Below are 12,736 nucleotides of genomic sequence, written 5' to 3'. Positions count from 1 at the left end.
ACGCCCGCTGTTTTTCCAGAAGGATGACATGGCTTCCGACTCTTCCAATCTGATTCCCACGACGCCCGATGCCGAAGTATCGCCATGGCGGCGTCAGTTGACCGGTACGCTGTTCGGTCTGCGCCGCGGTAACACGGCGGTTACGGCGCGCCGCACCTCGGCGGGGCGCGGCGTGTGGCGTACCTTGCTGCGCAATCCGTCGGCGCTCGCCGGGCTCGTCCTGCTAGGCACCTTCATTGCGCTCGCGCTCAGCGCGGGGCACCTGTTTCCCGGCGATCCGCTCGATATGGTGGCGGCGCCGTTCGAATGGCCGGGTGTCGATCCGCTGTACCGGCTAGGCACTGACTCGCTGGGACGCGACGTGGCCGCGGGCATCGCGCACGGCACGCGCGTGTCGCTGCTGATCGGCGCGGCGTCGGCGGGAATCGGCCTCGTGATCGGCACGCTGGTCGGCGCGACGGGCGGCTTCTTCGGCGGCGTGATCGACGATGTGCTGGTGCGGGTGACCGAACTCTTTCAGACGGTGCCATCGTTTCTGCTGGTGATCGTGATCGTCGCGATCGGCCGGCCGAGCGTGACGATCATCGCGCTCGCCATCGGCATTGCGTCATGGCCGACCGTCGCGCGGATCGTGCGCGCCGAATTCCGCACGCTTCGCCAGTCGGACTTCGTGCTCGCCGCACGCAGCCAGGGCTTCAGCAACGCGCGCATCATCTTCGGCGAGATATTGCCGAACGCGTTGCCGCCGGTGATCGTCACTGCGTCGGTGATGGTGGCGAGCGCGATTCTGATCGAGTCGTCGCTGTCGTTTCTCGGCATGGGCGACCCCAACGTGGTCAGCTGGGGCGGCATGATCGGCGCCGGCCGCGATTCGCTGCGCACCGCCTGGTATCTGACCGCCGTGCCCGGCGCGGCGATCGTGCTCGCGGTGCTCGCACTGAACCTGCTCGGCGACGGCCTGAACGACGCGCTCAACCCGCGCCTGCGCGAACGCGTCTGAGCGGACCCAACACCTGGCCGATGGCATCGGCCGACAACGTACCCAAGGAATGCACCGTGGCAAACCTGCTTGAAGTACGCGACCTGCGCGTCAGTTTCGGCGCGCATGACGCCGTGCGCGGCCTGAGCTTCGATATCGCGCAAGGCGAGACGCTGGCGCTGGTCGGCGAATCGGGCTGCGGCAAATCGGCGACCGCGCTGTCGCTGATGCGTCTCGTGCCCACGCCGGGACGCGTGACGGGGAGCTTGCGCTTCGACGGCCGCGAGCTGCTCGATCTGTCGGCGCGCGAGATTCGTGAGATTCGCGGGCAGCAGATTTCGATGATCTTTCAGGAGCCGATGACATCGCTCAATCCCGTGCTGTCGATCGGCGCGCAGATCGTCGAGACTTTGCGGCAGCATGAGAGCCTCTCCAAAGCCGCCGCATGGAAACGCGCGGTCGAACTGCTGGCGCTGGTGCAGATTCCCGAGCCGCAGCGGCGCGTGTTCGATTATCCGCATGAGCTGTCCGGCGGTCAGCGGCAGCGGGTGATGATCGCGATGGCGGTGGCCTGCCGGCCGCGCCTCTTGATCGCGGACGAGCCGACCACGGCGCTCGACGTCACGATCCAGGCGCATATTCTCGAACTGCTCGACGGTTTACGGCGCGAGTTGTCCATGTCCTTGCTGCTGATCACGCACGACCTCGGCATCGTTTCGAAGCACGCGGATCGCGTTGCGGTGATGCTGGCCGGCGAGAAGGTCGAGGAGGCGCCAGTCGCGCGGCTCTTCACGCAAGCGCGGCATCCGTACACACGCGGACTGCTGGGCGCATCACTGAATCTCGCGGACGATCTGCATTACCGCGGCTGGAAACTGCCGGAAATCCGCCACGGTATCGGCGACGACGGCAAACCGAGCTTCGCGGTGGTGCCGCGCTCCGTGCGCACCGGGCCGTATGTGGCGGACGTCGATCCCGCTCAGCGTGAAGCGGCTGCCGGTGAAGCGCCGTTGCTCGAACTGCAGGACGTGCGGATCGACTACCCGCAACGTCACGGTAAAACCACGCTGCGCGCCGTGGATGGCGTATCGCTGCGGATTGCCCGCGGTGAGACGATCGGGCTGGTGGGCGAATCGGGCTGCGGGAAATCGACGCTGTCCAAAGCGATCCTGCGGCTCGTGCCGACAGCGAGCGGTGCGATCCGTTTGCGTGGCACCGATCTCGTGCCCTTGGGCGAGCGTGAATTGCGGCCGCTGCGGCGTCACGTGCAAATGGTGTTTCAGGACCCGTATGCGTCGCTCAATCCGCGCCGCACGGTGGCGGAGATTCTGGATACGGTGCTGGTGGTGAACGGCATCGGCAACGCGCAGCAGCGTCGCGCGCGGATCGCCACCATGCTCGACCGGGTCGGGTTGCCTGCGTCGGCGCTGGGCCGCTTTCCGCACGAATTTTCGGGCGGCCAGCGGCAACGCATCGGCATTGCACGGGCTCTCGTGCTCGAGCCGGATCTGCTGATCTGCGATGAACCGGTGTCCGCGCTGGACGTGTCGATTCAGGCGCAGATTCTTAATCTGCTGGTCGATCTGAAACGCGATCTCGGCCTCGCGTATCTGTTCATCTCGCACGATCTTTCAGTGGTGCGCTATATCGCCGATCGGGTGCATGTGATGCAGGCGGGGCGCATTGTCGAGAGCGGACATCATCGGGACATCTGGCGGGCGCCGCAGCATGCGTATACGCGTACGTTGCTCGAAGCGATTCCGGGCAAGACTTTCGACGCGCAGGCGGCTTGATCTGTCGGGGCCGCTTCTTCGCACGAAGGTGACGGCGCAGGGCGGCTCATGCCGCCCTTGCCATCTTTCAGGCGTTCTCACTCGTTGCCGAAGTACGCCGGCAATCGAAAGCCGTCATAAAAACGATTGCCGCGAATCGCACGCTGGAACTCCACCGACTGATACGCCTGCACGATATCCTGAGTCGCGCGTGCGTTGCGATTCGATGCCTTCACGACGACCTGGTTGATATACGGCGGCGTCATTTCCTCGAGCGCGAGCGCGTCGGTCAGTTTGTGGCCGCTGAAGGTCGCGAAATTGCCCTGAATCGCCGCGTAATCGACATCGTCGAGTGCGCGCGGCGCTTGCGCCGATTCGAGCGGCACGATCCTGATGCCTGCCGGATTGGCGATCACGTCCCGCTCGGTGACGTCGACGGGATTCGGGTTCGGTTTGATCCTGATCCAGCCGATGCGCTGAAGTATCTTCAACGCGCGTTCCAGATTGACGGGATCGTTCGGCACCGCGACGCGCGCGCCGGCTTTGACATCCGCGAGCGAACGATGCTTGTTCGAATAGAGTCCCATCGGCGGAGTCGGCACCTGTACTACGCCGACTAGATCAGTGCCGTTGCGGTCGTTATACGACTTCAGATAAACCTCGTGCTGCATCACGTCGGCGACGATCTCGCCGCGGTAGACGGCCTGGTTCGCTTCGAGTCCGGTGCTGAACTCGACGTATTTGATCGCGTAGCCCTTCTTGCGCAGTTGCGGTTCGACACCCGCCTTGAATTCGTCCGCGTAGGGGCCGGGCACGAAACCGACACGCAGTTCCTGCGCGCTGCCGCCGCTGTCGGCGGCGTAGGCGGTGAAGGTGGCGAGCGTGGCGGCCAGCAGGAAGGCGCCGGCGAGGCGGCGTCGGATGGTTGATGGAGCAGCGGTGCGGTTCAGGTTCATGACTATCCCTGCTGAACCAGCGCTTGCTGATCCTGAGTCGCCCCATGCCGCACAATCCGCCCAAAAAACGGATGCCCCGGATCGTTGAAACCAGGCGTCGACGGATGCCCGCTCGTGACGAGCGAATCCACAAACGCCTCGTCTTCGGCCGTCAAGCGATAGCGCAGCGCCGGCAGATAATCCTGCCATTGCGCCTCGGTACGCGGACCGCCGATCGTCGAACTGATATAGCGGCTGTTGAGCACCCACGCGAGCGCGAATTGCCCGGCCGACAGCCCGCGTGCTTGCGCATGCTCGCGCACGCGCCGCGCCAGTTCGAGCGATTCGGGACGCCATTCGGTCTGCTCCAGGCGCCGGTCGCTGCGGCCCGCGCGCGTGTCCGCGCCGGGTGTCGCGCCCGGTTCGTACTTGCCGGTCAGCACGCCGCGCGCGAGCGGGCTATAGGAAATCACGCCGAGCCCGTAGCGGTGCGCGGCCGTCAACTGTTCGGCTTCTGCCTGACGGTTGGCGATGTTGTAGAGCGGCTGGCTCGCCACCGGCGCATCCAGCCCCAACGCCTGCGCGGTGTGGCTGAACTCGGCGATCTTCCACGCGCGATGGTTCGACAGTCCGTAATAACGCAGCTTGCCCGCCCGGATCAGATCGTTCAGAGCACGCACGGTTTCTTCGACGGGCGTCTCGTGGTCTTCGCGGTGGATATACAGCAGGTCGATGTAGTCGGTATTGAGGCGTTCGAGGCTGGCATCGACAGCCCGCACGATGTGTTTGCGCGATGCGCCTCGCGCGTTCACGTCGCCGGCCTGCAGCGGATTGGCGAATTTGGTCGCGAGCACCCAGCGCTCGCGCTGCGCGGCGATGCCGCGGCCGACCACGCGCTCCGATTCGCCTTTGCCGTAGACGTCGGCGGTATCGATCGAATTGACGCCTTGTTCCAGAGCCTGATCGATGATGCGCGTGGCGCTCGCTTCGTCGGTGGGGCCGCCGAACATCATCGTGCCGAGCGTCAGTGTCGAAACCTTGATGCCGCTCTTGCCGAGTTGTCTGTATTCCATGTGAGTCGGGTTCCGTGTGAGGATGAATCGAAAGAGGTTCAGCGTTGCAACCAGACGTCGGCGAAACTGGCCGACACGCCGTCCGGCGAGGTCGTATGGTTGTGCACCGCGCGCGAGTAGACGCTCAGGTATTGCGGCGACACGAGGTTGATATCCGGCAGATCGCGTTCGAGAATGCGCTGGATCTGCGAGAACAATTGCTTGCGCTTTGCTTCGTCGGTTTCCTCGGCGACCTGCGAGAACAACCGGTCGATCTCCGGATTGCTGTAATGCGAGCCGTTGGTGAACGGCACACCGCGCCGGAAGTTGCCGGTCGTGTAGAGCCGCGCCACGCCCACCACCGGATCGAACAGATTGCTCATGCCGTTGATGGAGAAATCGAAATCGCGGTCGGTGTAGATGCGCTTCAGGTACGCCGGCAGATCCTGGCTGCGCACGGTGACGGCAATACCTACACGGGCCAATGCCGACTTGACGTAAGCGGCGGTGCGCGCGGGCAGATCGCCGATCGGCAGCGGATCGACGGTCAGCGCGAAACGCGTGCCGTCAGCTTTGCGTGGCAAGCCCGCTTCGTCGAGCAACGCGTTGGCGCGCTCCACGTTGAACGGATAGGGCGTGGGCGCCGGATCGTAGTAGGGGCTCGACGGAATGATCGGGCTCGCGAGCGGCGTCGCGTAACCGTAATAGATCACCTTGCGAATGACTTCGCGATCCAGCGCCGAGGCGATCGCCTGCCGCACTTTCGGGTTCTTCAGCACCGGGTTGTCGAGATTGAACTCGATACGCGCCACGCCTGCCTGGAATTCGTAGCCGCGAGTTTCGAGTCCGAGCTTCGGGTTGCCTTTCAGACGTTCGAGATCGGACAGAGGCACGGGCGTGTCGCCGCTCAGGTCCACGGAGCCGTCCTCGAAAGCGACGGTACGGGCAGCGGGATCGTTGATCACCTTGACGACGATGCGGTCGAGGTACGGTTTGCCTTTGTCCCAGTAGTCGTCGTTGCGCACGTATTCGACGTAGCTGCCGCGGACCCATTTGACGAAGCGGAACGGCCCGGTGCCGATCGGCGCGTTATTGGCGGGGTTGGTCTGCGCGTCGGTGCCTTCATAGATATGCTTCGGCACAATCGGCGTTTCGGATGAGGAAAACGCCTTGATCAGATACGGTGCCGGCTTCGACAGCGTAATGACGACGGTATACGGGTCCGGCGTCGCGATATCGGTGACATTGGCGAAGGTAGTCCTGGCTCGCGGATGGACCTGTCTGAGCGTCTGGATCGAGTAGGCAACGTCGGCGGACGTAAAGGGCTGGCCGTCGTGCCATTTCACGCCGTGACGCAGATGGAAAACATACTTGCGGCTGTCGTCGCTCACTTCCCACGAGGTGGCGAGCGACGCCCTGGGTTGAAACTTGAAGTCGTATTCGAGCAGCCCTTCGACCACTTTCGGGCTGACCTTCAGGACATTGGTCGCCGTTGTCGCGAGGTCGACCAGTGCGGTCGGTTCCGGCGTGACGACGAAATTGAGCGTGCCGCCGCGCGTTTGTGCCAGCGACGGCTGAGCGGCGCTTGCGATGATGAATGTGAAGGCGGCTGTGACCGCGAAGCCGAATGCGCTGCCAGGCAGGCGTTTGCCGCGGCGGCGTAGCGCCGCCGGCGATGTGACATGAGTCATCGTGGAATGGGCGAAAAAAAGAGAAGGAAGCGGGACCGCTCAGACGGTGGAAGGCGCCGGCGCATGTCGCCTGGCGAGCGCGGCATGAAGCGGCGCGGGATCGACCCATGCGTCGAAATCGAAATCCGACGCAATGAAGCCCGACTTGAACAAAAACTGTTTGAAGTCGGCGAGGGCGGCGAGCGCTGCGGGATCGAGCCCGATCGTCAATTGACGGCTCAGGCCGCCCGGATAAGCACGCTCGACCCAATGCTCGGCGCTGCGCGTTTCGCGGGCCACGTAGTGTGCCACGTCCGCGGGGTGACGTTCGGCCCATGCGCCGGTGTCCAGCGTGCGCGCAAGCACGCGTTCGACCAGATCAGGACGCTCGCGCAACAACTGCGCGTCCACGGTCAGCGGGCGCGGCGTGCCGTTATTCGCATGCAGCGCGCGATTGGGTTGTGCGCCGATGTCGACGAGGATCTTCGCATTGAGCAGGTTCGCGATATCGAGACCCGTTGCCCCTTTGACGAACACCACGTCGGCTTCACCGCGCAGCAGTGCTTCGGCCTCGCGGGCAAATTCGTGCGGGCGTTGTGCGTCGAGCCAGTCGGCGAGCGGCGCGTCGCCGGCCGGTTTGGCGTCTTCCAGGCTGCGCGGCGTGTGCGACAGATCGACCAGATCGATGTCTTCGAGCTGCACGCCGAGCGCGCCGAGCAATGAAGAGAAGCCGCGCAAAGCTGTCGCACGATGAAAGTCGACCACGCTTGCGCGCGTATTGAGCGGGAATCCGAAGCGGCGTCCCGCGAGTGCGGCCGGGTTCGCGTCGAGTTGCCGGTCGAGTGTGATCAGCGCCTGGAATTCGTCCACCCAGCTCAGGCCGATCAGGCGCGTATCGCTGCCTTGCGCGCGCGCCCACAGCGCGGGAATATTGCCGCCCTGGCGGAACGACCACGGCTGCGTATGCGTGAAATGCGAGCGGCGGATTCGCACGTCGTCGGCATCCTGAAGCGCCTTGACGTCGATTCCGTCGGCCGCGAATTCTTCATCCAGCCAGCCTTTCTGCGCGGCGATGCCAAAGGGCGTGGGGGCAGGGCAACGCGTATACCAAAGTCGGCTCATAGGATCACCTTGTGTTTGTTTTCGCCGGTTTATTCGGGGATAGGTCCGCTGTCGATCAGTACCGCAAACCCGCTTCGCGCAATAACGGCAGCACGCGTTCGCCGAAGAAATCGAGGTCCGGTTGAAAATCGAAGAAGCTCAATTGCACGCCGTCGACGCCGGCTTCATGCAGCCGCACGATGTAATCGGCGATCTGCTGCGGCGAGCCGACGATCGAGATGTTGCCGCCTACCGCGCGCGCGGCGGCCTGATTGCGTTGTTCGGCATTGCCGCGCCATGCATGAGCGTCGCTGTCGAAACGATGAAAACTGCCTTCGTCGCCGTGCGCCACGATCGCGTCGCGATACGCGTGTGCTTCCGCCTCCGTTTCGCGGCAGATCACCATCGGATTGATCAGGGTGCGAATCTTGCGGCCATGTTTCGCGGCGGCCGCTTTCACGCGCGCCGTGTGTGCGGGCAACGCGCCCAATGCCGCTTCGATTTCCGAGCCGGCCGGACTCGTAATGAAAACCACGTCCGAGTACTTTGCAGCGAACTCGATGCCGGCATCCGAGCCGGTCGCATTCACGAGCAGCGGACGCCCATAGCGTGGCTTCGGCGTCACAAAAGCTTTATCGAGCTTCCACGTCGAAAGCTCGGGCGCGAAGCTGAAATTCTCCGGTTGCGCCCACAGTTGCTGAACGGCGTCGAGAAACTCGGCTGCGAGTTCGTAGCGCCGGTCATGCTCGATACGGTGCCAGCCGAACATCTCGTGCTCGATGGCACGATGCCCCGTGACGACATTGATGCCCCAGCGGCCCTTCGAGATGTGATCGAGCGTGGCGGTGAATTTGGCGAAGTGCAATGGATGCCACGGGCCATAGAGCACGTGACTGGTCGCCACCAGAACGATGCGTTCGGTTCGCGCGGTCATGGCGGCGAGCGACATGAACGAATCCAGCGCCTCGCCGTTGAAGACGCCGCCGTAGCCGCCCTTCGGCAGCCATTGCGAGAGCGCGAAAACCAGATCGAATCCCAACGCTTCGGCCTTCTGCACCAGTGCGAGGTTGTAGTCGAACGACCAGTCGGTGGTGCGCGGCAGCGTCGACGCACTCCAGCCGCCGGCCTGAATCGGCAGGAACAGTCCGAGCAGCAGGGGCTGTTCGAAGGCGCGCGATACGGGGCTATCCGCGAATGTGGTGGGTAAGCGAACGGGAACGAAGGGTGAAGCGTGACGCGAAGCTTCGGCGGAAGTCGTCGATGCGGGCGAGGGCGCAGCCAGAGTTGAGTGAGTCACAGTGATGGTCCGTGCGGATCGGCGTGAGAGCGGGCGTAAAAGCGCGTGGCTCCGATGGAGCAGGCTGGGATCCGCAGTAAATCACGCGAGGATTGGCAATGCCAAACAACTAATTCTGCTTTCCAATTGAGGCGCCAGGCGTGGTGCCAGGCGCTGATTACTCATGCTGTCATTGCGCGCTGTCCGTATGTCATAACGACAATCCTGCTTCGATATTTACGGAGTTTTCGTAGCGACTACAAAGACTATTGAGCATCATTCGCACTCGCTAGGTCAGCGCGATGAAACAAATAAGCAAAGAGAAATTAGTTGGTTTGGATAGACCCTCGGCGCCGCGATACTTGATTCGCCAATGACAAGCCCCGATCAGTTGCCGGAGTCCTGCGCTAACGCCGCTGACCGATCGAACGCCGGAAGATTGCGCCGACAACGCTGCGTTCGCGTTACCCGGCCTCGTGTTCAATCACGCCGTCCTGCCGTCGGCACACCAGGGGCGATCTGCTCGATGACTCGCTGTCGCGTCTCGATGCACTGTGGTATCGCGTGCGCGGCGCCGCGCCGCCGCGCAACGCGCTCGATGCGGTGCGCGCTCGCGAGGCGGCGGCGAGGCCGGCCAGATCGCCGCCACGCTGTTCGGGCACTACCGGCGCGCAGTCGGCTGGGGCCGCGCACGGCAGTCGACCGCGAACCAGGACGCGAGCTACGAGTTGCTGGTTCGGGCGCATTGAGGGAGCGTATCAGGCGCGCATCGACGCGCGCCGGCGCGAATCCTTCCGTCAGAGCGCGAGCCGCCCTTCCGACGCAATGACGGATAGCGGCGTGCGCTGACTCTGTACTTCGCGCGCCTGCAGCGCTTCCGGCAGCGATGCCTTGTCGCCCGCGCGGCCGATCGCGATAGCAGCTTCAATCGAATAAACGTCCGGGACGCCGAGCGCCTGGCGGATCGTTTCGCGTTCTATGCCGGCCAGGCCGTGCGCATGCCATCCGGAGAGGCTGGCTTGCAGCGCAAGGTAGCCCTAGGCGGCGCCGGTGTCGAACGAATGAGTCGGCGCGGGGACTTCCGCCGCGCCGCCGGGCGGCGTGAACGTGCTCTTCGACAGCACGATGACAATGGCCGCGGCGTGTCTCGCCCAGCTTCGATTGAATTCGTTGAGGAATCCGAGGAATTGTTCCCAATGGGGCGTATCGCGTCTTGCATAGACGAATCGCCATGGTTGGGAATTATAGGAAGAAGGCGCCCACCGCGCCGCTTCGAGAAGCGTCAGCAGGGTTGCTTCGGGAATGGGATCAGCACGGAAAGCGCGCGGCGACCAGCGGTCGAGGAATTGCCGGTCGATCGAATGATCGGCGGTACGTGCGTTCGATGTCGTCATATGTGGATGCTCCTGGGAAGAATGAATTCGCCGCGTGAGCCTGAGGCGCAAGGACGCCTCTCGCGATGCCGGATCACTTTATCGGAGCGCACTGCGCGACTGAACCGATTTATTTTCGCAACGTTATTCCGGCATGGATTCGACATTGCAAGGCCGGCTATCCCACGTGATTAGCGTCTGATGCGTTTTCCGAAAACCAATCCATAAAAGCTTGTTTGCACTTCTTTTTGCGGACCACTAGATTCGTTCGTATAGCCATGAATCGACGGAGGCCGTATGGCCACGCTTTCCACGACCCTGTTCCCGGTTGGACTTCGGCATCCGCTGCGCGCGCTACAGATGCAATGGTCAAAGCATGCGAGCGTTAGTGCTGATCAAGCCAGCTTCGACAGGCCCGGGCTCGGCCACGGTGCGCAGTCGCCCGAGCGGCTCGAACGCATCGCGGCCTACGCACGCTGCGGTTATTTCCATATGGAATACACCGCGGGCATGTTTGTCGTGCCGCTCGAGATCCCGCCGGAATGAGGTTCGCGGCTGACGGTGACGTGGAGCGGGGCAGTGTCGAGCCGCAGCGACCAAACCGATGCTTCTTTAGAAATCACAATTAATTGGTTCGGCTTCGGCCGTGTCTCTTTCATAGTGTCTCCTGATGGCTATAGGCGGTTGCTTTCGCCGGTGCCTTGAACCAGCGCGTAAGAATTCGCGCGATATCGAAGGAGACGTCATGACGCTTGAACTCGCAGAACGACCCACCCACGCGCTGCTCGAAGCCGCCCGCTCCCGCGCGGCCGATGCCGGTTTGCCTTACGCGGGCGGCGTGCCGCCGCAGGATGCGTGGGCGCTCGTCCAGGCCGGCGATGCCGTGCTGGTGGACGTGCGCACCGCCGAAGAACGCAAATTTGTCGGACTCGTGCCGGACAGCGTGCATGTCGCGTGGGCGACCGGCACCAGTCTGACGCGCAATCCGCGCTTTGTCCGCGAACTGGAAGCCAAAACCGGCAAAGACGCGGTCGTGCTGCTGCTGTGCCGCAGCGGCAACCGCTCGGCGCTGGCCGCCGAAGCCGCCGCGAAGGCCGGCTTTACGCAGGTTTTCAATGTTCTGGAAGGCTTTGAAGGGGAGCTGGACGACGCGCAGCGGCGCGGCGCCAGCAATGGTTGGCGTTTTCACGGGCTGCCGTGGATTCAGGACTGAAGAACCTGTTCGTCCACGCTGCACTTTAAGGGGAGTAACCGCGGTGGCTGTGTTTGATGTCGATGAGATTGTCGAGGCGCTGCAGACGGTCCGTCAGCAATGGCGCGAAGTGCAGAAGCGCTCGCTCGAACCGGGCGGGCGCGAATTGCCTGGGCGCGAGGCGCTCGCGGAGATCGTCGATACGCTCAAAGGGGTGCTCTTTCCGATGCGGCTCGGGCCACCCGATCTGCGTCAGGAAAGCGAAAACTTCTATGTTGGGCATGCGCTCGACGCCGCGCTGCACGCGCTGCTGAGTCAGGCGCGGCTGGAACTGCACTACCGCAGCCGGCATCAACCGCCTCCCGCGGCCACGATCGAGGCGCAGGCGGAGATCGCGGTGCGCGCTTTTGCAGCGCACTTGCCGGCGATTCGCAGCCTGCTCGACAGCGACGTGTTGGCGGCGTTTCACGGCGATCCCGCGGCGGGCAGCGTGGACGAAGTGCTGCTGTGCTACCCGGGCGTGCTGGCGATGATTCATCACCGGCTCGCGCACGAGCTTTATGGACTGGGTCTGCCGCTGCTGGCGCGGATCGTCGGCGAACTCGCGCATGCGCAAACCGGTATCGACATCCATCCCGGCGCGAAGATCGGCGCCGGCTTCTTCATCGATCATGGAACGGGTGTAGTGATCGGCGAAACGGCCGTGATCGGCCAACGGGTGCGTCTCTATCAGGCCGTCACGTTGGGCGCGAAGCGCTTTCCACGCGACGCGCAAGGTCATCTGGAGAAAGGCCACGCGCGTCATCCGATTGTCGAGGACGATGTCGTGATCTACGCGGGCGCGACGATCCTCGGACGCGTCACGCTCGGACAGGGCTCGGTGATCGGCGGCAACGTGTGGCTGACCCAGGACGTGGCGCCGGGTTCTCATGTGACGCAGGCCGTGTCGCGCAACGAAGGCACGGGCGCTGCCGCGAGCCTCGACCGCACACCGCGCCTTCATGCAGGCGCTGAGCCTGTCGCGGCGGGAGCCGCGCGATGAGCGGACTCGTCAGGGAGTTCGGCGCTGCCGTGCGGCGTCTTCGCGAGACGCGCGGGTGGTCTCAGGAGCAACTGGCCGAGCACGCCGGACTCAACCGATCCTATGTCGGCGAGATCGAACGCGGCTCCGCCATTGCGTCGATCGTCACGGTCGACAAGCTGGCCCGCGCGTTTCAGGTGCCGATCGAACGCCTGCTCAATCCGTCTTCAGACGGCGCGGATGTCGCCGGTTTCGTGCGTCCCGCGCGTGCCGATCCCATCCCCGCGAGTTAGCGGATCTTCTGCCGCCGTCTATAGCATGTTGAAGGGGCGGGGTCCCCTCCCGATAATCTCTTTCGCTCATAA

General features: G+C 63.8%; 12 protein-coding genes and 1 pseudogene. 7 read left to right on the top strand and 6 right to left on the bottom strand.

The window, feature by feature from the left end; all coding sequences use genetic code 11:
- Positions 1-28: 28 nt before the first annotated feature.
- On the top strand, positions 29-1,000 hold the full coding sequence (locus PQR54_RS16380) for an ABC transporter permease (protein WP_408247394.1): 972 nt from the start codon (positions 29-31) through the stop codon (positions 998-1,000).
- A 56-nt stretch (positions 1,001-1,056) separates the two neighbouring features.
- Positions 1,057-2,772, top strand: a complete 1,716-nt coding sequence (locus tag PQR54_RS16375) for an ABC transporter ATP-binding protein (protein WP_408247392.1) — start codon at positions 1,057-1,059, stop codon at positions 2,770-2,772.
- Between the two features lie 77 nt (positions 2,773-2,849).
- On the opposite strand, the gene PQR54_RS16370 is transcribed toward PQR54_RS16375, so the two are convergent.
- Genes PQR54_RS16370 through PQR54_RS16350 form a run of 5 tightly spaced genes read right to left on the bottom strand, consistent with a single transcriptional unit; the run spans position 2,850 to position 8,791 of the window.
- Positions 2,850-3,707: a MetQ/NlpA family ABC transporter substrate-binding protein gene (locus PQR54_RS16370; RefSeq protein WP_408247390.1), complete on the bottom strand. Its 858-nt coding sequence runs from the start codon at positions 3,705-3,707 to the stop codon at positions 2,850-2,852.
- 2 nt (positions 3,708-3,709) lie between these two features.
- The gene (locus PQR54_RS16365) at positions 3,710-4,759 is read right to left on the bottom strand and encodes an aldo/keto reductase (RefSeq protein ID WP_408247388.1); all 1,050 of its coding nucleotides are present in this window, start codon (positions 4,757-4,759) and stop codon (positions 3,710-3,712) included.
- A 38-nt stretch (positions 4,760-4,797) separates the two neighbouring features.
- Entirely contained in the window at positions 4,798-6,429 is a 1,632-nt protein-coding gene (locus tag PQR54_RS16360; protein WP_408247386.1) for an ABC transporter substrate-binding protein, read from the bottom strand.
- A 39-nt stretch (positions 6,430-6,468) separates the two neighbouring features.
- Positions 6,469-7,530, bottom strand: a complete 1,062-nt coding sequence (locus PQR54_RS16355) for an ABC transporter substrate-binding protein (RefSeq protein WP_408247384.1) — start codon at positions 7,528-7,530, stop codon at positions 6,469-6,471.
- 55 nt (positions 7,531-7,585) lie between these two features.
- Positions 7,586-8,791, bottom strand: coding sequence for an LLM class flavin-dependent oxidoreductase (locus tag PQR54_RS16350; RefSeq protein ID WP_408248057.1), 1,206 nt, complete (start codon positions 8,789-8,791; stop codon positions 7,586-7,588).
- A gap of 548 nt (positions 8,792-9,339) precedes the next feature.
- Between PQR54_RS16350 and PQR54_RS16345 the strand changes: the two genes are divergently transcribed.
- Positions 9,340-9,534: a hypothetical protein gene (locus PQR54_RS16345; protein WP_408247382.1), complete on the top strand. Its 195-nt coding sequence runs from the start codon at positions 9,340-9,342 to the stop codon at positions 9,532-9,534.
- Positions 9,535-9,582: 48 nt separating this feature from the next.
- On the opposite strand, the pseudogene PQR54_RS16340 reads toward PQR54_RS16345, so the two are convergent.
- A pseudogene (locus PQR54_RS16340) lies at positions 9,583-10,179 on the bottom strand (nitroreductase family protein).
- Between the two features lie 276 nt (positions 10,180-10,455).
- Here PQR54_RS16340 and PQR54_RS16335 point away from each other — a divergent pair.
- The 4 genes from PQR54_RS16335 (at position 10,456) to PQR54_RS16320 (ending at position 12,664) form a co-directional block, all read left to right on the top strand.
- A complete protein-coding gene (locus PQR54_RS16335; protein ID WP_408247380.1) occupies positions 10,456-10,704 on the top strand; it encodes a hypothetical protein in 249 nt (82 codons plus the stop codon).
- Positions 10,705-10,903: 199 nt separating this feature from the next.
- On the top strand, positions 10,904-11,371 hold the full coding sequence (locus PQR54_RS16330) for a rhodanese-like domain-containing protein (protein WP_408247378.1): 468 nt from the start codon (positions 10,904-10,906) through the stop codon (positions 11,369-11,371).
- A 43-nt stretch (positions 11,372-11,414) separates the two neighbouring features.
- Entirely contained in the window at positions 11,415-12,392 is a 978-nt protein-coding gene (gene epsC, locus PQR54_RS16325; RefSeq protein ID WP_408247376.1) for a serine O-acetyltransferase EpsC, read from the top strand.
- The gene (locus PQR54_RS16320; RefSeq protein WP_408247374.1) at positions 12,389-12,664 is read left to right on the top strand and encodes a helix-turn-helix domain-containing protein; all 276 of its coding nucleotides are present in this window, start codon (positions 12,389-12,391) and stop codon (positions 12,662-12,664) included. The genes epsC and PQR54_RS16320 overlap by 4 nt, the downstream gene beginning before the upstream one ends.
- Positions 12,665-12,736 lie beyond the last annotated feature (72 nt).

The sequence above is a fragment of the Paraburkholderia phytofirmans genome, assembly GCF_046028095.1.
GTDB lineage: Bacteria > Pseudomonadota > Gammaproteobacteria > Burkholderiales > Burkholderiaceae > Paraburkholderia > Paraburkholderia phytofirmans_A.
The sequence above is the reverse complement of the archived record's forward strand: the minus strand, read 5'-3'. Positions and strand labels throughout refer to the sequence as shown.